This is a genomic window from Jeotgalibacillus sp. ET6 (genome assembly GCF_029667115.1).
Taxonomy (GTDB): domain Bacteria; phylum Bacillota; class Bacilli; order Bacillales; family Jeotgalibacillaceae; genus Jeotgalibacillus.
Genome location: NZ_JARUIU010000001.1, coordinates 897,804 through 921,845 on the forward strand (window position 1 = coordinate 897,804; position 24,042 = coordinate 921,845).

A 24,042-nucleotide genomic window follows, 5' to 3' on the forward strand; every position below is an offset into this window, starting at 1 on the left:
GGATTTCTTCACTCTTTCCCGTCATAACTATCCTAACTTCTGGTTTGATTGTTTTTCCTTTTCTTCTTCCACAAGCTGTCTTCGAAGAATTTTTCCTACTGCCGTTTTTGGAAGTTCTTCTCTAAACTCATAAATGCGTGGAACTTTATAGGAAGCAAGATGCTGACGGGCAAAATCATCCAATTCTTTTTCAGTGGCTTCATGGCCTTGCTTCAGGACAACGAAAATTTTCACTGTCTCTCCTCTATAAGCATCAGGAACGCCTACAGTAACTACTTCCTGAATCGCTGGATGCTCATACATAACTTCTTCAATTTCACGGGGATAAATATTAAATCCGCCTGCTATAATCATATCTTTTTTCCGATCCACAATATAGAAAAATCCTGCTTCGTCCATGTAGCCGAGATCACCCGTGTAAAGCCAGCCGTCTTTTAAGATGGCAGCTGTTTCTTCCGGCTGATTCCAATAGCCTTTCATGACCTGCGGGCCCTTCACGATAATTTCACCAATTTCTCCCGGTGGAAGGGGTTCGCCGGTTTCCATAGAAATAATTTTTGAATCCGTATCAGGCCAAGGAACACCTACACTTCCCTTTATTCTTTTCTGATCCCATATAAAATTGGAATGCGTGACAGGTGATGACTCAGTCAATCCGTATCCCTCGACCAGCTTTCCTCCTGTCAGTTTTTCAAAGTTTTCCTGCACTTCTACTGGCAGTGGGGCGGAACCGCTTATACACGATTGCACACTCGTGAGATCATATTTGCTCAGTTCGGGGTGATTTAAAATGCCAATATAAATGGTCGGCGCACCCGGAAAAATTGTAGGACGCTGCTTGTGAATCGTTTTCAGTACTGTATCTACATCAAACTTTGGCAGGAGAATCATTTTATAGCCCTGCATAACGGATAAAATCATGACAGTCGTCATTCCATACACATGGAAGAACGGCAGAATTCCTAATATTATTTCTTCACCCTTTTTGTTTTTATACAGCCAGGCATCGCACATGGAGGCATTAGCAATTAAATTTTTGTGGGTGAGCATAACTCCTTTTGGATGACCTGTCGTACCTCCCGTATATTGAAGGATGGCAATGTCTTCTTCAAAGTCGAGTGTGTGTTCAACGGGATCAGGTGAAGATATTTTCAAGATTTCTGTAAGTAAATGGTTGCTTCCGCTATGCTCAACCTTTACGGTCATGCCATATTGCTTTTTTTGAATAAAAGGGTAAATGAAATTTTTAGGAAACGGCAGGAAATCCTTAATTCCTGAGATAATCATATGCTTAAGATCAGTTTTATTGAAGACAGATGAAACTCTTGGAAAAAGGATATCCAGCGTAACAATTGCTTTAGCTCCTGAATCTTTCATCTGATATTCAATTTCTCTTTCTGTATACAGCGGGTTTGTCTGCACGACAACCGCTCCGGCATACAGGATTCCATAATAGGCGATGACAGATGCAGGAGTGTTCGGAAGCATGATCGCTACTCTGTCTCCTTTCTCAATCCCGATATCCTGTAAATATTTCGCCATTTTCAGCGAACTTTCATGCATTTCCCTGTACGAAAATTCCTTCCCCATAAAATGAACGGCTTTTTTATCCGGATAAAGTTTAGCCGCTTCTGTTAAATAAGCATGTACAGGCTTATGTTCCAGATCAATATGCGTCGGAATTGTATCCGGGTAAAGATTCAGCCAAGGCTGATTTTCCATGTCATTCCCTCCCTTAGTAAAATAAAAATATTAGAAAATTCTCATTTCTTATTCTATTATAATCGAAAAGGAAAGCGGTTACAATTTAGTGATAAGAAAAAAGACACAGTTTCTGATATTTTTTACACCTAAAGTGCATCAGATTTTAGCAAAACACAGGCTAAAGCCCTGCTGATGTTTTGCGTCAGTTTAAAACCGTATCTTTCAATTTATTACTACATAGCTAAATAAATGACTCCAATTACGATAAATACTGCACAGCAAGCAATTAATATTTTTGCTAATGTTTCCATGCCTGTCCCCCTCTACGTAATACTTGCACCGATCACAAAGGATAAACCAACAGATATGACCATTGAGATAAAACCTACCGCTTTATTGTTGTTTTTTATTTCGTCGTCAACTTTAAAGCGGGGCGTTAAAAATTCAAACATAAAATAAGCAACAAGCAGGAGGACGAAGCCGTAAATCCCCCAGCCCATCATGGAAATCAACGTATCGTGCTGATCAATGGAATAGCGGAAAATATTCGCAATGCCAAATACTTTCCCGCCCGTCGCCATTGCCACAGCCAGGTTTCCCTTTTGAATTTCTTCCCAGTTGTTATATTTCGTCACCATTTCAAATACCGCAAGAAAAACAATCATGCACAGAACAACAACACTGTAATATCCTGCGGTTTCAACTAATGGGTGCTGCCAGAAGTGATCCATACCTAAGCCACCTTAAAAAAATTTTATCATTATTTAAATTCCACAACCGTAACTCCGCTTCCACCTTCACCGCTTTCACCAAGTCGTACTTTTTTAACTGAACGGTGATTCTTTAATTTTTCCTGTACACCGGATCTTAAAGCACCTGTTCCTTTGCCGTGTATGATTGAAACTCTCGGGTAGCCGGCAAGCAGCGCATCATCAATATATTTATCGACTTTAAGAAGGGCGTTTTCAAATCTTTCTCCGCGCAAATCCAGTTCCAATCCAACATGAAAATCTTTCCCTTTTACAGACGCCAGGGGCTTGGGTTCTGCTTTTTTCTCGGCTTTTTTGAATTCGAGATCTTTTTCTTCCACTTTCATTTTTAAAATCCCTATTTGAACGCTCCATTCCTTGTCTGAAACCTTATCCAATAAGATGCCTCGTTGTCCAAATGTGAGGACCTCTACTTCATCCCCGGGTTCAAGAACTCTTGCAGACGGTTTTTTAGCTGCCGCTTTTTTCTGTTTGGCAGAAGGGGCAGGAGCAGCTCCCTCAAGTCTCTTTCTCGCATCGATCAACTCATGTTCCTTCACATCTGCATTTTTTTCGAGCCGCAGTTTTCGAAGGTCCGAGAGAACTTCTTCTGCTTCGCTTTTCGCTTGTTCAACCAGTGAGTTCGCTTTTAAACGGGCTTTCTCATACATTTCATCCCGTTTATCCCAAAACTCGCTCATTTGTTTTTGCATATCTTTATGAAGATTCTGCGCATCTTTTAAATAATCATGCGCATCTTCATAATCCTGCTCTGCACTCTTTCGGCTGGACTCGAGTGACGCGATCATTGCTTCAACGGCTTTACTATCTGTACCGACAAATGTTTTTGCATGCTGAATGACATGTTCTTCAAGACCCAGTCTCTTTGAAATATCAAAAGCGTTGCTCCGTCCGGGCACGCCAATTAGGAGACGGTACGTTGGACTCAGGGTGTTCACATCGAATTCAACACTCGCATTTACCACTCCGTCGCGATTATAGCCATATGCTTTTAACTCAGGATAATGAGTAGTGGCAACAACTCTTGCTCCTTTGTTGTGCACTTCGTCCAATATCGAGATGGCAAGTGCTGCGCCTTCCTGCGGATCGGTTCCGGCGCCTAATTCATCAAACAGCACCAGACTGCCGCTGTCTGCTTGCTTGAGAATATTTACAATATTAACCATATGAGATGAAAAAGTACTTAAGCTTTGTTCGATTGATTGCTCGTCCCCTATATCTGCCCAAACCGATTCAAACACAGAGATTTTTGAACCATCAAGCACGGGGAGCGGAAGACCCGCCTGCGCCATTAAGGTGCATAGTCCAATTGTTTTTAACGTGACTGTCTTTCCTCCGGTGTTAGGACCGGTGATGACAATTGCTGTAAAGTCTTCGCCCAGAAAGATATCGTTTGCCACAGCTTCTTCCATTGGGAGAAGCGGGTGTCTTGCTTTATTTAAGTGGATGACTCCCTGATTATTCACTTCGGGCTTTGTTGCTTTAATGGATCTGCCATATTTGGCTTTTGAAAACATAAAATCAATATCGCCCAGTATATCGGTTGTCAGCAGCAGGTCATAGGCTTCTGCACTGACTGCGAGACTTAATTCAAGCAGGATGCGTTCTATTTCTTCCTGTTCTTTCAGCCGCTGTTCGCGAAGCTGATTATTGAAATTCACAATGGCTTCCGGTTCGACAAAAACCGTTTGTCCTGAAGAGGACTGGTCATGCACGATCCCACCGTAATGACCTCTGTACTCCTGCTTAACAGGGATTACATACCGGTCGTTACGAATCGTAATGATCGCATCCGACAGCATCGTTTGTGCATTTTTAGAACGGATGGTGCTTTCGAGCTTTTCTCTGATTCTGCTTTCACTTGAACGGATTTTCTGACGGATCGAACGCAGTTCTGCACTGGCTGAATCCAGCACTTCTCCATTTTCGTCAATGGCATCGTAGATCAGATGTTCAAGCGGCGTCAGCACCGCCATTAATTCCTTTTTATTTTCGAGTATCGGAAGACTTAATTCCTCATCGTCTACTAATTTCTCTATAAAATTCCGGATCATTTTACTTGCACGTATGGTGCTTGCAACCTTAACCAGTTCCATTGGACTGAGCGAGCCGCCTATTTGCGTCCGTTTTACGTGGGGCCGTATATCGAAGATGCCACCAAGCGGCATGCCGCCCTTTATCCGCAGTACAGTTGCTGCCTCATCTGTTTCATCCTGAAGCTGGACAACTTCGTCAAAGGAAACCGATGGCTCCATTTTATTAATTCGATTGGTCCCAAGTTCAGAAGCTGCGAATTCTTTTACTAATTGCTTTATTTTTGTAAACTCCAATGTATTAAGTGCTTTTGCGTTCAATGAATTTCCTCCTTACTTATGCCTGTTCAAAAAGCGGGACAGCTCTTTCCATGACCGGGTGTTTAAAACCGAGTCAGGCACCAGCCATCCTTTTCTGCCCACCTGCACGCCATGTTCCATGAAATCCAGATGAGTCCGGTCATGGGCATCCGTATTGATGACAATCGGCACTCCTTTAGACTGGGCAAGTTTCACATATTCGGCACTTAAATCAAACCTATTAGGATTTGCATTGAGTTCCAGTGCCGTTTGAGTACTGGCTGCCATTTCAATCAGTTTCTCCACATCCACTTTGTAGCCTTCTCTTCTTCCAAGAAGTCTGCCGGTCGGATGTGCAATAATATCGACATGAGGGTTTTCAAGAGCCGTTTGCAGCCGCTTCATAATTTTTTCCTCAGACTGAGAAAAGCTTGAGTGGATTGAAGCAATAACAATGTCCATTTTTTCTAACAGACTGTCTTCATAATCAAGTGATCCGTCCGGTAAGATATCCATTTCTACACCAGAAAGAATTTCAATATCGGTATATTTCTCATTCAGCCTTTTAATTTCATCCAGCTGTTTTTCAAGCCTTTCAGCCGAAAGTCCGTTTGCCACTTTCAGATAGTGGGAGTGATCGGTTATCGCCATATATTCATAGCCTTTTTCTCTGCATGCTTCAATCATTTCTTCTAAAGAATAGGCACCATCAGACCAGGTTGTGTGCATATGAAGATCTCCTTTAATATGAGATCTCTCGATTAATCCGGCAGCTTTTTCATGATTCTCTATTTCTTTCCCGTCTTCACGAACCTCTGGTGGAATAAACGACAGACCGAAGTGGTCAAAAAATTCCGCCTCCGTCGAAAAATGCTTTATTTCGCCGGTTTCTACGGACTCCACTCCATATTCGCTAATTTTTTCTCCGCGTTCTTTAGCCAGTTGACGCATTTTCACATTATGGTCTTTTGATCCGGTAAAATGGTGCAGGGTGGTAGCAAAGGATTCTTCCTCTACGAGTCTAATATCCACTGATATATCCCAGCCGCGGTCGAGTATAATCGAAACCTTTGTATCTCCATTGGAAACGACTTCTTTCACACCTGAAATGGCCGTAAGCTTTTCTCTGACTTCAGCAGGCGTCGTCGTAGACACGATATAGTCCAAATCTTTAATTGTTTCTCTTGCTCTCCTTAAACTGCCCGCCCTTGAAAAACGGTTGACCTGGGATATTGTTGAAAGAATTTCATCCAGCTCCTCCGCAATAGGCAGCATGAATGAAATCGGCAGCCGGTCGGGTCTTTTGCCTGCTTCACCAATAACCGCAAGAATTTTCTCTTCTGTTTTTGCTCCAAAGCCTGCAAGCCCTCGGACCTTTTGTTCTTCACATGCTTTTTTTAAGTCATCTATATTTTCCACATGTAATTCCTGATACAGCTTTGCAATCTTTTTACCGCCGAGTCCCGGCAGCTTCAGCAAGGGTACGAGTCCTTCGGGCACTTCTTTCATTAAAGAAGCCAGTACGCTCGACTCACCTGTTTCAATGTACTCTTCTATAACGGCAGCAGTGCCTTTTCCTACTCCTTTAAGAGCTGTAAAATCGCCAATTTGCGACAGGCTGCGGTCATCCGTTTCGATCGCAAGAGCAGCTTTTCTAAACGCGCTGATTTTAAAGGAGTTTTCACTCTTTAACTCCATATAAACGGCAATCGTTTCGAGTAATTTTATCAGATCTTTTTTATTCATTTTTGTTCCCTCCGCTTCACTGTTCATCTTAGCAAAACATTGCACATAATAAAAAGCCTGGCTCCACAAATGGAGATCCAGGCATCCTATTAAGCAGGTTTCCCGGCTTACGAACGAGATTCCAGCCACCATTCTTTTACTTGCTCGGAGAATATAGGTGTTTGCTGTAAAACAAATTCAGCAAGCCATGAACCGCTCAGTGCATTTTGAACTGAACTAATTGGCAGCATAGCCGCTATATAGAGCAATACAAACAGAACAATATATATCTCAATCAATCCCAGAGCACCGCCTCCGGCTACATTTAATGGCCGTAAAAGCGGAAACTGTGAAACCGAATCAAACATCGAGCCAATTAGCTGCATGACGATTTTTGCACCGAAAAAGATAATGGCAAATGCGATGATCCGGTAGTATGCACCTTCAAAATTCACGGTCTCTGCAATCATTCCAAGCTCCGACTGGCTGTCAAAACTGGGATATGGTATCCAGAGCGTTAATTTTGGAGCCAGAACATCGTAGTACACATACGCAACATAAAAGGCAATAAAAAAGCCTATCATATGAATAAACTGTAAAATAAAGCCTCTTCTTAATCCTACTAAAAACCCCATAATCAGCAGAATCAATAAAATCAAATCCAGCATCAAGCATTCAATCCTTTAGTTTTTTTAATTCATTCTCTAATTCTTCTATTTCTTCTTTAAGCTTAAGATAATCATGAACCGCATTTACAGCCGTTAGGACAGCTAGTTTTGATGTATCAAGAGAGGGATTTTTACTGCTGATCTCTCTCATTTTATCATCAACCATTGAAGCGACAAGCCGAATATGAGACGTGGACTCACTGCCGACAATGGAGTATGATTGTCCATAGATATCAACGCTTATGCGATTTTTTTCATTCTGAGACAACGTATAAGCCCCCATTCTTCGAGAATCCTATTCATTATCATAACACGTACCATTTCAAGATGAAAAGAAAAGATCATTAACAGCCGTAAAATCGCGAGGCTGAACGAATTAAAGGAGCTTTACATATGCCAAATGCCGTTTTATCTCTGCCGAATAATGTAATAAGTGACATGAAAAAACACTATTCTCACATTCTGAAAGAAACCATTCCCCCGGGGGCGGTCTTTGCAGCCAAGTCTTCTGCTTACTCCATTACAGCTTATAAATCCGGGAAGGTGCTGTTTCAGGGAAAAGAAGGAGAAAAGGAATCTGCTAAATGGGCTGATAAGTCCATTACATCTTCACCTCTCAAAAAAGAGTCAACTGCTGCAAAAACAAAGGCGATTCTTCCACCCTCTATTTCCACCATGTCCATCATTGGTTCTGACGAGGTTGGTACTGGAGATTATTTTGGACCCATTACAGTTGCAGCCTGCTACGTCCGAAAAGACCAGATTTCTCTTTTACAAGAGTACGGGGTAAAGGACTCCAAGCATTTGAAAGATCCAGCCATTATAGAGATTGCAAAAAAGCTTATTCAAACGATCCCGTACAGTCTGCTGACCCTGCCGAACGAAAAGTACAACGAGCGCCAGGCTAAAGGGTGGACACAGGGAAAGATTAAGGCAGTCCTGCATAACCAGGCCATTTTGCATGTTATAAAGAAAATCTCACCGGAAAAGCCGGAGGGGATTTTAATTGACCAATTTGCTGAAAAGGATGTCTACTACCGACACCTTAAGAGTCAGCCTGAAATCATGAGGGAAAATGTTTATTTCAGCACAAAAGCTGAAGGAATCCATTTAGCCGTTGCGGCAGCTTCCATTATTGCCCGCTACGCCTTTCTGCACGCAATGGACAACTTAAGCACGGATGCCGGATTTACTCTGCCCAAAGGAGCCGGTGCAAAGGTGGATAGTATGGCAGCAAAGCTAATTAAACAAAAAGGGCTGCACGAATTAAACCACTTCGCCAAGCTGCATTTCGCTAACACCCAAAAAGCACAGCGTTTGTGAAATGCACTAAAGGAGTAAAGGGGCCAGGCCCCTTTATCCCTTTAGAGCACTGCTATATACAAAAAGCCGGCACAACACTGTGCCGGCTTTTTGCGGTGATGTTCCTTGTTATTTATCCTCTAAGTTCTGCTCCAGCCTGTTCTTTAACTGCATGCAGTACTTTTTCGTGTGCTTTTACTACTTCCTCGTCTGTCAGTGTTCTTGCCGGGTCCATATAAATGAGGGAGAAGGCAAGTGACTTTTTGCCTTTTTCCATATGTTCGCCTTGATAAAGGTCAAACAGCTTAACAGATTTTAAAAGACTGCCGCCTGCATGTTTAATGATGCGCTCAAGGTCTCCGCCCAGCACTTCACTGTTTACAACAAGTGCGATATCACGAACGATCGATGGAAAACGCGGGATCGCTGAGTAGTGAAGAGGCGCTGTCTCATAGGTATAGACGGATTCAAGCTTCACTTCAAATACATAGGTTTCTTTTAAATCAAGTTCTTTTTGCTTTGAAGGGTGTACCTGGCCAATATATCCGATTTTTTCATCCTTAAGATAGATGGCAGCTGTACGGCCGGGATGAAGATGTTCTTCCCTGCTTTGTTCATAGCGGATGTCTTCTATGACGCCAAGTCGTTCCCAAAGCAAATCCAGTACTCCTTTTACAGCGTAAAAGTCCACCGGTTTTTTCTCTCCCTGCCATGCATGAGAGTGCCACAAGCCTGTAACCGCTCCGGCCAGATGCTCATCTTCACGAGGAAGCTCCGAGCTGCTTTCTTCTAAAAAGACAGAGCCGGTTTCATAAAAGGCAATTCGGTCCTGCTGACGTGCAAGATTATAAGAAACACTTTCAAGCAACTGGGGAACGATGCTTAAACGAAGATTGCTTCTTTCTTCACTCATCGGCATCATCAGTTTAACCGGTTCACGTACATCCAAAGCAAATTCCTTTGCTTTTTGATCATTCGTCAATGAATAGGTTACGGCCTGCATGAGCCCCGCACCTTCTAGCACCTGGCGGATTAACCGTCTTTTTTGCTGACGCGCTGACAAGCCGCCCGGTTTCGTTTCGTGCACAGGAAGCGTCATCGGGATATGGTCGTAGCCGTAAAGACGGGCTACTTCTTCAATTAAATCTTCTTCGATTATCAGATCACCACGTCTTGTTGGTGCGGATACATGGATCGTGGACTGATCTGCGGCTGCCTCGATCTGCAGTCTTCTGAATAAATCAAGAACTTCATCAACAGTCAGTTTCATGCCAAGGACACGATTGATTTTTTCAAGCGTAATGGATAGTTGCTTTTCTGTTTTATCCATTTTGTCCGTTCCCACTGTACCGCTTAATACGTCTCCGTCTGCATAAAGTGAGAGTAATTGAGCAGCCCGCTCTGCAGCAAGTTCGACCCGTTTTGGATCCACGCCTTTTTCAAAGCGGGAGCTTGCTTCACTGCGAAGTCCATGGTCTTTTGAGGTTTGGCGGACGGAAGCGGGAGCGAAGTAAGCTGATTCCAGTAAAACATTTGTCGTTTCCCCCGAAACCTCACTATTCGCACCTCCCATTACGCCAGCAATTGCTACAGGCTCTTCACCATTTGTGATTACAAGGTGATGAGGCTTAAGCTCTCTTACCGCATCATCCAGCGTTTCAATTTTTTCATTTTCCTTCGCTAAACGAACCACAATTTTATTTGTTTTCACCTGATCCAAGTCAAATGCATGAAGCGGCTGCCCGTATTCCAGCAAAACATAGTTCGTAATATCTACAACATTATTGTGCGGACGAATTCCTGCAGCAGTTAAGCGGCTCTGCATCCATTGAGGCGAAGGTCCGATTTTCACGTTTTCAATGACTTTCGCTAAGTAAATCGGATTTTCTTTTTCAGCTTCCACTTCGATCGTGACCCGGTCAGAAGCACGGCCCTCACTTTGGCTGTAATCAAGTTCAGGCAATTGAACTTTCCTGTCCAATATAGCGCCAACCTCATATGCCACCCCAAGCATGCTCATGGCGTCTGCACGGTTTGGTGTCAGCCCAAGCTCCAGAATGGAATCATTTAAGGCCAATGCTTCAATCGCATCTTCTCCAACTACTGCTTCTTTTGGAAAATTATAAATGCCTTCAGCGAACTCTTTAGGCACCAATTTTCCTTCTACACCCAGCTCCTGAAGCGAACAAATCATTCCGTTTGATGCTTCCCCGCGGAGCTTTGCTTTTTTTATTTTAAAATTGCCGGGTAATACTGCCCCCACCTTTGCGACAGCCACTTTTTGATCTTTTCCAACATTGGCTGCCCCGCAAATAATCTGCACCGGCTCTTCTTCTCCAACGTCCACACTGCAAATATTCAGTTTGTCCGCTTCCGGATGCTTTTCGCAAGAAAGCACATGACCAATCACAACATTCTCTATGCCTTTACCGGAAACCTCTATGCCCTCAACCTCTATACCTGAGCGGGTTATTTTTTCTGCGAGCTCCTCAGGCGAAATACCTGACAGATCTACGTAATCCTGTAGCCATTTATAAGATACAAACATTTCATACCCTCCTTTTTATATTACTTAATTTCTTTTTGTCCAAACTGAGTAAGAAAACGCTGATCATTTGCATAATAATGACGGATATCATCGATTCCATATTTCAGCATAGCAATTCGTTCCGGTCCCATTCCAAATGCAAATCCGGTGTATTTTTTCGAATCAAAGCCTGCCATTTCGAGTACATTCGGGTGCACCATTCCAGCTCCTAAAATTTCAATCCAGCCCGTGCCTTTGCAGACGCTGCATCCTTTGCCCCCGCAAATTTTACAGGAGATATCCATTTCAACAGATGGTTCTGTAAATGGGAAGAAACTTGGACGCAGCCGGATTTCACGGTCTTCTCCAAACATTTTTTTCGCGAAAGTATTTAATGTACCCTTTAAGTCACTCATGCGGATATTTTCATCAACGACAAGACCCTCAATCTGCATAAATTGATGAGAATGAGTCGCGTCGTCATTATCTCTGCGGTAAACTTTTCCCGGACAGATGATTTTCACAGGACCTTTGCCTTGATGACGCTCCATCGTTCTCGCCTGAACAGGGGAGGTATGCGTGCGCAGCAGGATATCCTCCGTGATATAAAATGAGTCCTGCATATCACGTGCCGGATGGCCTTTTGGCAAATTTAACGCTTCGAAATTATAGTAATCCTTTTCTACTTCAGGTCCCTCTTCCACTGTGTATCCCATTGAAATAAACAGATCTTCAATGTCTTCAATGACGCTTGTTAAAGGGTGATGCGTTCCACTGTTAACCGGCCGGCCGGGCAGTGTTACATCAATTGATTCTTCTGCCAGTTTTTTTTCAATCTCTGCTTTTTCAAGCAGCTGCTGTTTTGCTTCAATGGATTTTGTGATATCATCACGCACTTCATTGGCGAGAGCTCCCATTTTAGGCCGTTCTTCAGCTGAAAGCTTTCCCATGCCTTTTAACACTTCTGTTATAGGACCTTTTTTCCCTAAGTAAGCGACCCGCACATCGTTTAACTGCTTTAAATCAACAGCCTCTTCAACTTGAGCAGTTGCTTCCTGCTTGAGCTGCTTTAATCTTTCTTCCATCACGAATTCCTCCCTGTTTCTATTCATTTTTTGAACGCAAAAAAGCACTTCTCCCCTATAAGGTTAGGGACGAAGCGCTTGGATTCCGTGGTACCACCCTAGTTAACAGTCAATAAACTGCTCACTCTTAATTGGATAACGGCTATTCGCAGCCGGAGCATCTTTACACGCAATGTGGTCCCGATGTCAACTCTGGAGGTGAACTTCATCAAGCATTCCCATAAGCACCCTTTCAATCAAGGGGCGCTCTCCCTGCATGCTTTTGCCTGATTACTTTTCTCCATCAATGTTTTTTATAGCATTAATGGTATTAGTATAAACTAATTCTGTCTGCTTTCAAACCTTTTTTCTTATCCTTTTAAATGAAACAGCAGGATTCCGGCTGCTACTGCTACATTAAGGGATTCGCTTTTGCCTTGAATCGGCACATATAAATTCTGATTCGTAAGATCGAGGAACTCTTTATTGACCCCTGCTCCTTCATTGCCCATAATCAAGGCAAATGACTCTCCGGACGGCGCGTTCCTAAAGGAGGATGCATTTTGCAGAGCTGTTCCGTAAAGAGGAATGCCTTGTTCTTTTACGGTCTGAATGGTGTTTGTTAAATCCTCCTTTACAATCGGCAAATGAAAATGACTGCCCTGAGCCGATCGTAAAACCTTTGCATTATAAGGGTCTGCTGAACCTTTCCCAAGTACAACGAGATCAATTCCAGCTGCATCTGCCGTGCGGATCATTGTGCCGATATTTCCAGGATCCTGAACACCATCAATGAGTAAAATGGTCTCAGCATTAAACTCTGTCAGAGGACGGGATTCCTGTATGCAAACAGCAAAGATCCCCTGTGTATGTTCTGTTTCTGCAATTGCTTTTGTAATTTCATCTGTCAGCCCTGTAACGGGAATGGAATCATCGTCGAGCCATTTAGGAATTTCCACTCCTTCGCGAATCATCACTTCTTTCACTGCATTTGCTTTTATTGCCTCTTCAACTAAATGAAATCCTTCAACCAGGAATAGATTTGATTGATCCCGGCCTTTTTTTGTCAGAAGCTTTTTCCACGCTTTTACCTGAGGGTTTTGAAGTGATTGTAAAAAATTCATCATATTCCTTCTTTCCTGTATCCAGTCGTCCCTTCATTATATACGAGCTATTGCGGATAAAAAAGCAGAGACTGGGGAAAATAATAGAACTCTACGCGATAGGAGGTTTTTTGTATGGATTTAAATATCAGAAAAACGGTTATCCATAATGTGAAGGATAATTCTCCACAGGAATTAGAAGCTACCATTGTGGATTCAATCGAGCGTCAGGATGAGCATCTGCTCCCGGGTTTAGGTGTATTGTTTGAGCTTATATGGAATAAAAGTTCAAAGGACGAACGGGATCAAATGATTGGGACGCTTGAAGGCGGATTAAAGCATTAAAAAAAGCTGCCGGTAAAGACAGCTGAAAAACAGTTGATGCACTCGTTGATGGAATGCTGATTGGAATCTCCAAACAGTGGTCCGCAGCGGGTGTTTTAACTTTGAAAACGTTGCATTTATTTGCAGAGAAATTTAATAAAGTATTCTTTAGCTTTCCTGTCCCTGAACAAAGAAATCAAATCCGAGCATTGTCCCGATTCCAAATACGAGGGACCAAACGCCAATGCTGATGGTCAGCCACAGCAGCGTCCACGATTTTTGAGCGCCAAGACTCATGCCGATAAAAGCCGCGATGTGTGTTCCTATTAAGATCGGTCCTAAAAGAGCCAGACCAGGCAGTCCATATTTGTTCCAGATTTTCCGCCCTCTTTCCTGCCTCTTATTTTTCTTCGGTTTATCATTTTTTGACCTTTTCGCAAAATAGGATTTCACCTGTTCAAATAATACCACCAGCAGGACAACAGTCAGCATATTACCAAGAAACCCTGTGAGCATGACCAAAACAGGCGAATGCCCCCTTACGATCCCTAGAGGAATAACAAGAGCAATTTCAAGCCATGGTGTTGCAGCTGCCAAAAAAATTAACGCATATTCAACAAAGATCACGTTCGTTCCTCCTAAAAAAAGACTTCACCTCCTTCTATACGCAAGAGGTGAAGTCTGGTTTCATATTAATCAAATGTAATTTTATTTACCTGATCACGATCTAATTTCTTTATTAATTCAACAATAAGTTTTACTGCATTTTCATAATCATCTTTATGAATCATTGCAGCGTGGGAGTGGATATAACGGGACGCAACAGTGATTGCAATCGATGGTGCCCCGTTTGCAGCCAGATGAATGGAGCCCGCATCTGTTCCGCCTCCTGCTATTGCATCAAATTGATAAGGAATTCCATGCTCATCTGCAACAGAAGTAACAAAATCACGAAGGCCCTTATGGCCAACCATTGAAGCGTCATATAAAATAACTTGAGGCCCTTTCCCCATTTTTGAGGAGGCTTCCTTAGATGTAACACCAGGAGTATCGCCCGCAATGCCTACGTCAACTGCAATACCAATATCCGGCTTGATGACTGAAGCCGCCGTTTTAGCTCCGCGCAGCCCCACTTCTTCCTGTACCGAGCCAACACCGTACACTTCATTTGGATGGCTTGCATCTTTTAAGCCGCGGAGAACATCAATTGCAATTGCACAGCCAATACGGTTATCCCATGCTTTGGCAAGAAGCATTTTTTCGTTGTTCATAACCGTAAATTCAAAGTAAGGCACGACCATGTCGCCAGGCGTAATTCCCCATTCAACTGCCTCTTCACGTGAAGACGCACCAATGTCAATGAACATATCTTTTATGTCCACCGGCTTTTTGCGTGCTTCCGGCGGCAGAATATGCGGCGGTTTGGATCCAATAACACCAGTGATATCCCCTTTTCTGGTAACAATCGTTACACGCTGCGCCAGCATAACCTGAGACCACCAGCCTCCTACCGTTTGAAAGCGCAGAAATCCTTTGTCATCTATTTGGGTAATCATAAACCCTACTTCATCAAGATGTCCTGCCACCATAACCCGGGGTCCGCCCTGCTCACCGGTTTTCTTTGCAATTAAACTGCCAATGCCGTCCGTTGTTACTTCATCAGAAAATGGAGCTATGTATTTTTTCATGACCTCGCGCGGTTCCCGTTCATTGCCCGGGATCCCTTTTGCATCCGTTAAATCTTTCAGCATTTGCAACTGCTCAGTTAAATTCGTCATTTCTTTAGCCTCCCCATCATTCATTCCATTAAGCATTATACCATTTCGTCTAAACATTCACAAAATTGACCTGTTCTGCTTTGGATGTTTTTAATAGCCTTGCTGCTGTCTTAGAATGTTAATCTCATTTTTATCCACGTAAGCCTGCATGACCTCATCTTCTGTAAATCCAAGCGAACGGCCGATGCCGAGATAAACCTTCCAGGCTTGCGCATACGTCTGATAATCGGCATTTACTGCAAATGAATGGATACTGCCATATAACTCCTTAAATTGTTCCGTAAGTTCTCCAGCTGGCTCTTCTCTTTTAAACCCTTCATATCTAAGCCCTTTTTCAAGACCCAGGGAAAGCAGAAAATGTACTCCATCCACATACTCCTCAAGGATCACATCTTTATCTGAAGGATCTTTTTCACTCCAAAATTTAAAGCAGCGTGTTTCATTTGCCAGCTCTCCTGCTTCAACAAACAGCGCTACAATTTTTTTATCAAACAGATTCTGATTTTCAATATTTTTCTCTTTTTCTATGAATGCATCCAGCTGCTGCTGCATGTCATAAAGCTTTGTCCAGTTCATTTTTGCACGTCCTTTCCCTCACAGTGTACCAGAAAAAATGATTCGGGAAACCCTACAAAACCTTTTAAAAAATGAAACCTTTTTCATATCCAATTCGTACAGAAGAAAGGACTGACTTTAGGCAGGGGGATCGCATAATGATATTGATCGTTCTTCGTTTGGTGATTACAGCACTTATTATTTATTTATTATACAAAGGCTTTAAGTATTTATTTGATCCCAAACGAAAACTTGAACTGGCTCACGAAAAAGAAGAGTATTATTTTTACGACGATGCAAAAAACGTTCGAAAAAATTTTTTTCTCACGTATAAAGGTGTTCTTTTTCAAGGTGAAAAGTACCTCGGTGAATCAGATCGGTCTTTTGAAGTGCTCTCCATTTTCGTATGGACAAAAGATCCTTCCAAGCTTCACGGTTTTACAGTCGAGGATTTTCTTTTTCTTGAAACAGATATTAAAAGCAGCTACCCTATGGCACAAATCGACTGGAAGAGTCCGATAAAAGAATTAATGGTAAAAGCAAAAAAAGAGGAGCTTGGGACATAAGTGTCTCAAGCTCTACGACCGGTTCACTTCGCTTCAGGCGGACGCTTTCCGCAGGGACGGCGCTGAGCCTTTTCAGGGCCTTGCCCTGTAAAGTCTCAGCTTGCCGTCATATCCTGCAGGAGTCGCCACCTTCCGCTCCGCTCACCTACTACTAGTAATAAATATGTCCTCTTTTTTAAACTTTTATGAGTTATGTCCCAGCCTCTCTTTTTTAAATCCACAGCATAAGCAGTACAATGCCATATGTAATTGCGAAAAACGGGAGACCGAATTTAAAGGAGTTATGTTTTGTTTTATGCCGGAATTTTTTCATCCCGGCATATGTGCCCACAGCCCCTCCCAGGATCGTTATAGCCCATAATGTGTTTTCTGAAATTCTGTATTGATTTTTTCGTGCTCTTTTTTTGTCTGCTCCCATACAAGAAAAGCCGATAAGCGACATAACTGCCAGGTACGTTGTAAAAATGATAGGGATCGTTGCCGGGTTCATGTTACAGCTCCTTATGCAGGTTGTACGTGAGCTTCGTGAAGCTGTTAAGCTGAGCTCATGTATCAATCAGATTTTCATTTCTTACTAGCAGAACTGCATTTGTGATGTAAAAAAGACTGCCCTAAAAAGGACAGCCTGGATTAAACAATTACTTGTTCAGTTGATTTTTAGCAGCATCAGCAAGCTGAGCAAATGCTTTATCGTCTGCTACAGCAAGATCAGCAAGCATTTTGCGGTTTACTTCAATTCCAGCAAGCTTTAGTCCGTGCATTAAACGGCTGTAAGAAAGTCCGTTTGTACGTGCAGCTGCATTAATACGTGTGATCCATAGTTTACGGAAATCACGCTTCTTTTGACGACGGTCGCGGAAAGCATAGTTTCCTGATTTCATTACCTGCTGGTTCGCTACTTTGTAAAGAGTATGCTTTGAACCAAAATAACCTTTTGCGAGTTTAAGAACTCTTTTTCTACGTTTACGTGAAACGATTCCACCTTTAACACGTGGCATATTAAAAACCTCCTAATAAATCATTGTACTGTTTTAGTTTGATTAGATCATGTGTTTGATGCGTTTGTAATCGCCAGCTGAAACCGTTGAGCTCTTACGCAATTTACGTTTAGCTTTTGTTGATTTGTTAGCGAAAAGGTGACTTGTGAACGCGCGTGAACGCTTAAGCTTTCCAGATCCAGTCTTTTTGAAACGCTTAGCTGATCCGCGGTGAGTTTTCATTTTTGGCATGAGTATTGTCCTCCTTAAAACTTACTTTTCGTTCGTTGGTGCCAGCATAAGAAACATGCTGCGGCCATCCATTTTTGGCTTCGTTTCAACGGTGGAAACGTCTTTGCATGCTTCAGCAAACCGCTCAAGCACACGCTGTCCGATTTCCTTGTGCGTGATCGCACGGCCGCGGAAACGGATAGATGCTTTCACTTTGTCCCCTTTTTCAAGGAACTTACGGGCATTGCGAAGCTTCGTGTTAAAATCATGTTCTTCGATCGTAGGACTTAAACGTACTTCTTTCAAATTTATGATTTTTTGATTCTTACGCGCTTCTTTGTCTTTCTTTTGCTGCTCGAATTTAAATTTGCCGTAATCCATGATACGGGCTACTGGCGGCTTTGCATTCGGTGCAACTAGTACTACATCCAGGTTTACACGGGCTGCGATTTCAAGGGCTTCATTCTTGGATTTAATTCCAAGCTGCTCCCCGTTTTGATCGATCAGCCGAACTTCACGTGCACGAATGCCTTCATTTAATAATACGTCTTTGCTAATAGTAATCCACCTCCGGATTGATGTCGCGAATACGCGGTTGGGGCTAAAGGGTCTATTCAACTGCTTTCTCGTAAATGATCACACAAAAAAAGCCGGAAACGAAGCTGTTTCCCGCATCAGTGTTTTCTATAAAGACAGACAATGTCTAATAGGATCACGTGTTACCTGTCAGCTGCTAAATGCGCCAGTCAGGTGAGAAGCGGGCTGCCTCTTCTTTTACCACAAACTTGTATTCAATTCACTCTTTCGATTGTACCTTACCGATGAGTGCTTGTCAATCCCTATCGATTAATCAACATGTTTGATCATATCAGAAGAACTGAATCCTTGCAAGCTAATTTTGTTTAAAAGTTTTTAAATAGGTTATAACTAAAGGCATTCGATTCTAACCAGACATCAGGAGGTTTTACTATGAAGAAATTATGGTCCATCGGGCTGGCGGGAACAGTTATCCTGATTTCAGCATGCGCTCAAGAAGATGAAACAGTGGAGGAACCGGCAGATGCTCCGTCTATGGAGGAAAATGAAGCTGCTGAATCAGATTCAGAAGAAAAAGCTCCTACGATCCCTTATATTAAATTTGATTTAGAAGTTGATTATGAAGGAACCGAGAATGATTTTGAGCTTGAGTATGAGGTAGACAAAAATGTGGAAGCTGTGTATGAGGATCAAAGAAATGCTCTTACGCTTGCCGGGGATGATGCTTACCAGGAAATCGAACCTGTGCTAAGCGAATTCGATTTCACAGCCGATACTCCTGATGAAGAAATTGTACAGGCAGTAATTGAAAAATTCGAAATCGAAGAAGGCTTTGATTCAATCGAGATCGAAGTTGCCTTTGAGGACGGTACTGAGAAAGAAATTGAGCAAACTAATGAATAATACCCTCTAACCAATGAAGGTCTAAACAAAATTATAAAAGAAGGCCCTCATGAATCATTAGTATTCATGAGGGCCTTCTTTGATTTCTGCAGATTTATTTTTTTGAGTTACTTGGCAATCATTCCAGCTTTTAGGTTTATTGCATCAGATGACTTAAACTTCGGCCGCATGAGGCGGCAGGGTGAGACGCTGCAGATGTGCAAACCGCCAACGTGACTCTCCTCCGGCCTAGCAAACAATATAAGCCTGAAACGGAAATGAAGCCGCTCCTCTATCCTTAAAACCTATTATATTTTATGCGTTTCTTTCTTTAATGCAGCGGTAAAGTCCGCAAATGAAATCGTTTCGGAGTTTTGTTCTCCGTATTTTCTTACATTGACTTCTTCTTTCTCTGCTTCCTGATCCCCTACAACGAGCATGTACGGGATTTTTTTCATTTGAGCTTCTCTAATTTTATAGCCCATTTTTTCATCACGGAGATCAATCTCCACTCGGGCTCCATTTAAACGCAATTCATCCTGCACTTTTTTGGCATAATCTAAATGGATGCTTGGTGATACAGGAATAACCTGCACCTGAACCGGAGAAAGCCATGTAGGAAGTGCACCCTTATGCTCTTCAATTAAGAAAGCAACAAACCGTTCCATCGTTGAGACAACGCCGCGATGGATGACAACCGGGCGGTGCTGCTTTCCATCCTCACCAATATAATTCAGGTCAAAGCGTTCAGGAAGCAGGAAATCAAGCTGGACCGTTGATAATGTTTCTTCTTTGCCGATGGCAGTTTTCACTTGAACATCAAGCTTTGGTCCGTAGAATGCCGCTTCACCATCTGCTTCAAAATAGTCATGGCCCATTTCGTCCATTGCCTCTTTAAGCATCGCTTGAGCTTTGTTCCACATGGCATCATCGTCAAAATATTTTTCTGTGTCCTCAGGATCACGGTAAGATAAACGGAATTTATATTCGTTTAAGCCAAAGTCTTTATATACTTCTTCTATAAGACGAACGACACGCTGAAATTCTTCTTTAATTTGATCAGGGCGTGCAAAAATATGAGCATCATTTAATGTCATCGCTCTTACACGCTGAAGGCCGGACAGGGCACCTGACATTTCATAGCGGTGCATCAGGCCGAGTTCTGCAATTCGGATCGGCAGCTCACGATAGCTGTGAATGTCCTGTTTGTACACCATCATATGGTGCGGGCAGTTCATCGGACGCAGCACTAATGTTTCGTTGTCCATTTCCATTGGAGGAAACATGCCTTCTTCATAATGCTCCCAGTGTCCACTTGTTTTATACAAATCGGCGCTTCCGAGAACAGGTGTGTACACATGCTCATACCCAAGGGAAAGTTCTTTATCGACAATGTAGCGTTCAATGGTACGGCGGATCGTCGCACCTTTTGGCAGCCAGAGGGGAAGACCCTGACCCACTAATTGTGAGCTTGTGAATAAATCAAGCTCTTTGCCCAGCTTGCGGTGATCACGCTCTTTTGCTTCTTCTATCATTTTCAAATGATGCTCGAGCTCTTCTTTTTTAAAGAACGCTGTACCATAAATTCGCTGCAGCATTTTATTGTCGCTGTTGCCTCTCCAGTATGCCCCGGCAACGCTCAGCAGCTTAAATTCTTTAATATGCTTTGTCGACGGAACATGGATTCCTCTGCAAAGGTCGAAGAATTCACTTTGCTTGTAAATTGTTACATTTTCTTCTGCCGGAATGGCATCAATCAGTTCAAGCTTATAGGGATCCTGAATCGCCTTAAAACGCTCAACCGCTTCTTCTCTGCTGACAATCTCACGTTCTACATTGATGTTATCACCAATAATTTTTTTCATTTCTTTTTCAATTCGCGGAAGATCTTCCGTTGAGATCGAAGATTCTGTATCAATATCATAGTAGAACCCGCCTTCAATAACAGGTCCGACGCCAAACTTAGCATCCGGATAAAGGCGTTTTACAGCCTGTGCGAGCAAATGAGCTGTACTATGGCGCATGATCTCTAAAGACTCCTCATTGTCGGGAGTTAAAATTTCAACCGCTCCGCTTTCAGTCAGCGGGGTGCGCAAATCAATCACTGCACCATTAAATTTACCTGCAATAGCTTTTTTCTTTAGACCTGATGAAATAGACGAAGCTATTTTTTCAATTGAAGTTCCTGCCGGGTACTCTTTGGAATTGCCATCAGGAAATGTAATGTTGATGACTTCTGACATTATTCTCACTCCTTAGTTTAGGTGCCGTTTACAGGCTAAATTAAACACAAAAAAGCCCCATCCCCGGAAAGGGACGAGGCTTAGTAAGCAAACTCGCGGTTCCACCCTTCTTTCTAATCAATCGTCTGATTAGAATCTCTGGTTCAGCTAACGGGCTGCATCCGATATGAACTACTGTGACTTCGCTCATACAGTTCAAAGGGGGTGAATCAGTTACTCGTAATTAAAGGGGTTTCAGCCTATGCCCCTTTTTCTCTTGGAATTCGTCGTAACCATACATGTCCTTATCAATACTTTTTGATATGGAATTAATGTGTTTCGTTTGATGTCATTTTAGAGCAAAGCCTTTAGAAAAGCAAGTCTCTTTTCAGGGATGCAATTAATTTCTCCGATTTTTCCCGCTCATATGAACCGGAATCGTCAGAAACTTAATCCGCTCCATAATCCTCGCTGCTTTAACCGGCTCTTCTTCTCCTCTTTGTGAATACGTAAGATGATGTTCAAGCCCTTTGTAATCAAAGTTAGATGTAAAAAAAGTAGGAAGCTCTTCTGCCATGCGATACTGCAGAATCGTACCAAGCACTTCATCTCTTGCCCAGCTGGATAATGATTCAGCCCCTATATCATCAAGCATAAGAATGGAGCTCTTTTTCACCGCATCCATTTTGCTGTGAAAAGACTGATCTCCAAGAGACTGTTTCATTTCCCGAAGGAACTCTGGGAAGTAAAGAATAAAGCTTGCACGATTATTTTTTTTCAGCTCATTTGCAATAGCTCCTAAGATATAACTTTTCCCTACACCGAATTCACCATGAATAAATAATCCTTTATAATGCTCCGGATCTTTGATCAATCTGTCCACCAGATCATCCGCCATTTCATGAACACGCATGCGGTCATCGCTATCAAGGTCCACATCATCGAGTGTTGCCCTTAAAACATCTTTGGGAACGTACATGCTTTGAATAAGGGTTTCAGTTCGGCGCTGTTCATCATGTGACCGCTTCCTTGGACATCTGTGGTACTCCAGGTCAATAAGGCCGCTTTGAATAATAATTTTCGGCTCAAATCCTGCCATCGTGTTTATACAGCCTTCAAGACTTGGACAGCTTTTGCACGCATGGGAACGATTAATAAATTCATATAGCTTAATCATCCCCTGATCGAGCGCGTTGGGTGCAAGTTCTTCTTTATGATCTTCAAAAAACTGCTGCACTTCAGGATTGGAAGTGATTTGTTTTTTCATTTCGTTGTATCTTTCCTGAAAACGATCAGATCCTGCCAGTTTCTTCAGTGTGCGGTTTATTGGATCCATTATTGATCACCTGCCTCAAGCTTCTTTTGACGACGCTTTTCCAAATACCTGCGTTTTTTTTCTTCAAAATCAGGATCCTGCAGTTCCTCATCAGATAGATTCGGGCTTTCTTCCTGCTGTCTGTTTTTAAACCATTCAGGAAGCTGCTCTTTTCGAATCGTCTTATTGCTTTTTCGTTTTTTTGTGCCATTATTTGTTTCTTCTTTCCACTCCATGTATTTCTTGTGTTCTTTTTTTGCTAAATCCATAGCAGATTCAACAGTTGTAATATTCGATCGCGCCCAGTGGGTGGCAATTTGCTCAACAAATGCTTTCGTTAATTTCATCCCTGTTCGAAGCAGGACGAATTGAAGGAGAACATTGACCACTCCCTGGGGCAGCTTTTTGCTATAAAGCAAGTCCTCTATTAGCGCCAGCTCTGATTTGGATGGTTCCACTCCATTAGAGGCATCTTTTAAAACCTGCACCGGCGAGGCTTTTTCAAGATAATCCATCAGCTCTCCATCTTCAGAGTCTGAACGGACGGAACGGTTAGCTGGAGCATCCGGCTTTTTAACAGCCGATGCAAGGCCGGGGAGATTCTGACTTCGATTCAGCTGATAAAAATCTCTTGCAGATTTTCTTAAAACCTCTAAATCAATCTCATTTTCCTCGTTAACTGCAGAGAGTACGACATTTTTCATGTCCATCTCGTTTAATCCATATAAAGCGGCAAGCTTTGATACCATACTTTTGACTTTATAGTTTATCGCTTTTCTTGGCACCATTCTTTCAGACAGACCTGCGAGAAGCAAATGGTAATCAAATGTTGAAAAATCAGTTTGAATACCAGGATTCTGTCCAGCAAAAAGCAGCGATTCATTTTCACCAGGCAGACGGCTGTCTTCTGGCATTCTGTTCATGAATGCTTCAGATGCGTAGACATCCTGAAAGGAGCGGGTCACTTCTCTGTAAGAAGTCAGCTCTTCAAAGGGCACACAAAACCTCTTTTTCAGCCGTTGAAACTGAGTATTGCCCACTTGCCTGTAAAGGAAAACACTGAGCATGGGGTCCTCAAAAAATTCATTTGCCTGGAGCGGAGGCTGCAATTGATATAAAAATTCTTTTGATTCTCCACCTTTGACATACGTTTTAAGAAGACCCATCCCTTCCAGATGGATTCTGGCATCAAAGATCTGATCAATTGAAACATTCAGCATACCAAGCAGCGTTGCATGAGTGACAGGATCGCTTTCAAGCTTATGATGCTGTACTTCTTCCCAAAGCATAAAATACATACTGATGGATGAAGACCCGACCAGCGGCTGGTAAAGAGACTGAATAATCGACCTGTCCGTTTCGTGTAACAGTCCATTTAATTGAACACGGTAGTCGTCTGTGGGCTGTACTTCTCTCCACATATTTGTCATGATAAATCGGCCCTTCCTTTTCATGCAAT

The 24,042-nt window shown here is 42.6% G+C and carries 23 protein-coding genes and 3 other annotated features; of the genes, 4 read left to right on the forward strand and 19 right to left on the reverse strand.

The features are described from left to right. Window positions 1-27 precede the first annotated feature (27 nt). The 6 genes from P6709_RS04560 to zapA all read right to left on the reverse strand — a co-directional run bounded on the left by P6709_RS04560 (window position 28) and on the right by zapA (window position 7,483). Entirely contained in the window at window positions 28-1,722 is a 1,695-nt protein-coding gene (locus P6709_RS04560) for a long-chain-fatty-acid--CoA ligase (RefSeq protein ID WP_278239692.1), read from the reverse strand. 305 nt (window positions 1,723-2,027) lie between these two features. After that, window positions 2,028-2,435, reverse strand: a complete 408-nt coding sequence (locus tag P6709_RS04565) for a DUF350 domain-containing protein (RefSeq protein WP_278239693.1) — start codon at window positions 2,433-2,435, stop codon at window positions 2,028-2,030. Between the two features lie 29 nt (window positions 2,436-2,464). Next, window positions 2,465-4,828 carry an endonuclease MutS2 gene (locus P6709_RS04570; RefSeq protein WP_278239694.1) on the reverse strand — a complete coding sequence of 788 codons (2,364 nt, stop codon included), beginning with the start codon at window positions 4,826-4,828 and terminating at the stop codon, window positions 2,465-2,467. A gap of 12 nt (window positions 4,829-4,840) precedes the next feature. Beyond that, window positions 4,841-6,553: a DNA polymerase/3'-5' exonuclease PolX gene (gene polX / locus P6709_RS04575; protein ID WP_278239695.1), complete on the reverse strand. Its 1,713-nt coding sequence runs from the start codon at window positions 6,551-6,553 to the stop codon at window positions 4,841-4,843. Between the two features lie 107 nt (window positions 6,554-6,660). Further along, window positions 6,661-7,200 carry a CvpA family protein gene (locus P6709_RS04580; protein ID WP_278239696.1) on the reverse strand — a complete coding sequence of 180 codons (540 nt, stop codon included), beginning with the start codon at window positions 7,198-7,200 and terminating at the stop codon, window positions 6,661-6,663. 7 nt (window positions 7,201-7,207) lie between these two features. Then, complete coding sequence (gene zapA / locus P6709_RS04585; protein WP_442905292.1) at window positions 7,208-7,483, reverse strand: cell division protein ZapA; 276 nt, start codon at window positions 7,481-7,483, stop codon at window positions 7,208-7,210. A gap of 110 nt (window positions 7,484-7,593) precedes the next feature. On the opposite strand from zapA, the gene rnhC reads away from it, so the two are divergent. Beyond that, window positions 7,594-8,523, forward strand: coding sequence for a ribonuclease HIII (rnhC, locus tag P6709_RS04590; RefSeq protein WP_278239698.1), 930 nt, complete (start codon window positions 7,594-7,596; stop codon window positions 8,521-8,523). 112 nt (window positions 8,524-8,635) lie between these two features. Here rnhC and pheT read toward each other — a convergent pair whose 3' ends face one another. The 3 genes from pheT to P6709_RS04605 all read right to left on the reverse strand — a co-directional run bounded on the left by pheT (window position 8,636) and on the right by P6709_RS04605 (window position 13,217). Continuing rightward, complete coding sequence (pheT, locus tag P6709_RS04595) at window positions 8,636-11,050, reverse strand: phenylalanine--tRNA ligase subunit beta (protein WP_278239699.1); 2,415 nt, start codon at window positions 11,048-11,050, stop codon at window positions 8,636-8,638. A gap of 20 nt (window positions 11,051-11,070) precedes the next feature. Continuing rightward, window positions 11,071-12,114, reverse strand: a complete 1,044-nt coding sequence (gene pheS, locus P6709_RS04600) for a phenylalanine--tRNA ligase subunit alpha (RefSeq protein ID WP_278239700.1) — start codon at window positions 12,112-12,114, stop codon at window positions 11,071-11,073. A 62-nt stretch (window positions 12,115-12,176) separates the two neighbouring features. Continuing rightward, window positions 12,177-12,410, reverse strand: a binding site (T-box leader). Between the two features lie 54 nt (window positions 12,411-12,464). After that, on the reverse strand, window positions 12,465-13,217 hold the full coding sequence (locus P6709_RS04605) for a TrmH family RNA methyltransferase (protein ID WP_278239701.1): 753 nt from the start codon (window positions 13,215-13,217) through the stop codon (window positions 12,465-12,467). A gap of 114 nt (window positions 13,218-13,331) precedes the next feature. On the opposite strand from P6709_RS04605, the gene sspI reads away from it, so the two are divergent. Next, a complete protein-coding gene (gene sspI, locus P6709_RS04610) occupies window positions 13,332-13,541 on the forward strand; it encodes a small acid-soluble spore protein SspI (RefSeq protein WP_278239702.1) in 210 nt (69 codons plus the stop codon). 147 nt (window positions 13,542-13,688) lie between these two features. On the opposite strand, the gene P6709_RS04615 is transcribed toward sspI, so the two are convergent. The 3 genes from P6709_RS04615 to P6709_RS04625 all read right to left on the reverse strand — a co-directional run bounded on the left by P6709_RS04615 (window position 13,689) and on the right by P6709_RS04625 (window position 15,874). Continuing rightward, window positions 13,689-14,144: a small multi-drug export protein gene (locus tag P6709_RS04615; RefSeq protein ID WP_278239799.1), complete on the reverse strand. Its 456-nt coding sequence runs from the start codon at window positions 14,142-14,144 to the stop codon at window positions 13,689-13,691. 68 nt (window positions 14,145-14,212) lie between these two features. Next, window positions 14,213-15,298: a M42 family metallopeptidase gene (locus tag P6709_RS04620; RefSeq protein WP_278239703.1), complete on the reverse strand. Its 1,086-nt coding sequence runs from the start codon at window positions 15,296-15,298 to the stop codon at window positions 14,213-14,215. 90 nt (window positions 15,299-15,388) lie between these two features. Continuing rightward, a complete protein-coding gene (locus P6709_RS04625; protein ID WP_278239704.1) occupies window positions 15,389-15,874 on the reverse strand; it encodes a dUTP diphosphatase in 486 nt (161 codons plus the stop codon). 137 nt (window positions 15,875-16,011) lie between these two features. Between P6709_RS04625 and P6709_RS04630 the strand changes: the two genes are divergently transcribed. Then, on the forward strand, window positions 16,012-16,419 hold the full coding sequence (locus P6709_RS04630; protein WP_278239705.1) for a sigma-w pathway protein ysdB: 408 nt from the start codon (window positions 16,012-16,014) through the stop codon (window positions 16,417-16,419). Window positions 16,420-16,630: 211 nt separating this feature from the next. Here the strand turns inward: P6709_RS04630 and P6709_RS04635 are convergent, their stop codons facing one another. The 4 genes from P6709_RS04635 to infC form a co-directional block, all read right to left on the reverse strand. Next, window positions 16,631-16,909, reverse strand: a complete 279-nt coding sequence (locus P6709_RS04635; RefSeq protein ID WP_278239706.1) for a DUF1294 domain-containing protein — start codon at window positions 16,907-16,909, stop codon at window positions 16,631-16,633. Between the two features lie 148 nt (window positions 16,910-17,057). After that, entirely contained in the window at window positions 17,058-17,417 is a 360-nt protein-coding gene (gene rplT, locus P6709_RS04640) for a 50S ribosomal protein L20 (protein WP_278239707.1), read from the reverse strand. A 42-nt stretch (window positions 17,418-17,459) separates the two neighbouring features. After that, window positions 17,460-17,648 carry a 50S ribosomal protein L35 gene (rpmI, locus tag P6709_RS04645; RefSeq protein ID WP_104057088.1) on the reverse strand — a complete coding sequence of 63 codons (189 nt, stop codon included), beginning with the start codon at window positions 17,646-17,648 and terminating at the stop codon, window positions 17,460-17,462. A 21-nt stretch (window positions 17,649-17,669) separates the two neighbouring features. Further along, window positions 17,670-18,185 (reverse strand): translation initiation factor IF-3, encoded by a 516-nt coding sequence (gene infC / locus P6709_RS04650; protein WP_041060427.1) that lies wholly within the window; start codon window positions 18,183-18,185, stop codon window positions 17,670-17,672. 77 nt (window positions 18,186-18,262) lie between these two features. After that, window positions 18,263-18,407, reverse strand: a sequence feature (ribosomal protein L20 leader region). 189 nt (window positions 18,408-18,596) lie between these two features. Between infC and P6709_RS04655 the strand changes: the two genes are divergently transcribed. Next, window positions 18,597-19,067 carry a YusW family protein gene (locus tag P6709_RS04655; RefSeq protein WP_278239708.1) on the forward strand — a complete coding sequence of 157 codons (471 nt, stop codon included), beginning with the start codon at window positions 18,597-18,599 and terminating at the stop codon, window positions 19,065-19,067. A 287-nt stretch (window positions 19,068-19,354) separates the two neighbouring features. Here the strand turns inward: P6709_RS04655 and thrS are convergent, their stop codons facing one another. The 3 genes from thrS to P6709_RS04670 form a co-directional block, all read right to left on the reverse strand. Beyond that, the gene (gene thrS, locus P6709_RS04660) at window positions 19,355-21,289 is read right to left on the reverse strand and encodes a threonine--tRNA ligase (protein ID WP_278239709.1); all 1,935 of its coding nucleotides are present in this window, start codon (window positions 21,287-21,289) and stop codon (window positions 19,355-19,357) included. A 66-nt stretch (window positions 21,290-21,355) separates the two neighbouring features. Continuing rightward, window positions 21,356-21,589, reverse strand: a binding site (T-box leader). Window positions 21,590-21,668: 79 nt separating this feature from the next. After that, complete coding sequence (gene dnaI / locus P6709_RS04665) at window positions 21,669-22,604, reverse strand: primosomal protein DnaI (protein WP_278239710.1); 936 nt, start codon at window positions 22,602-22,604, stop codon at window positions 21,669-21,671. Then, window positions 22,604-24,013 carry a replication initiation and membrane attachment family protein gene (locus P6709_RS04670; protein ID WP_278239711.1) on the reverse strand — a complete coding sequence of 470 codons (1,410 nt, stop codon included), beginning with the start codon at window positions 24,011-24,013 and terminating at the stop codon, window positions 22,604-22,606. The genes dnaI and P6709_RS04670 overlap by 1 nt, the downstream gene beginning before the upstream one ends. Window positions 24,014-24,042: the final 29 nt, after the last annotated feature.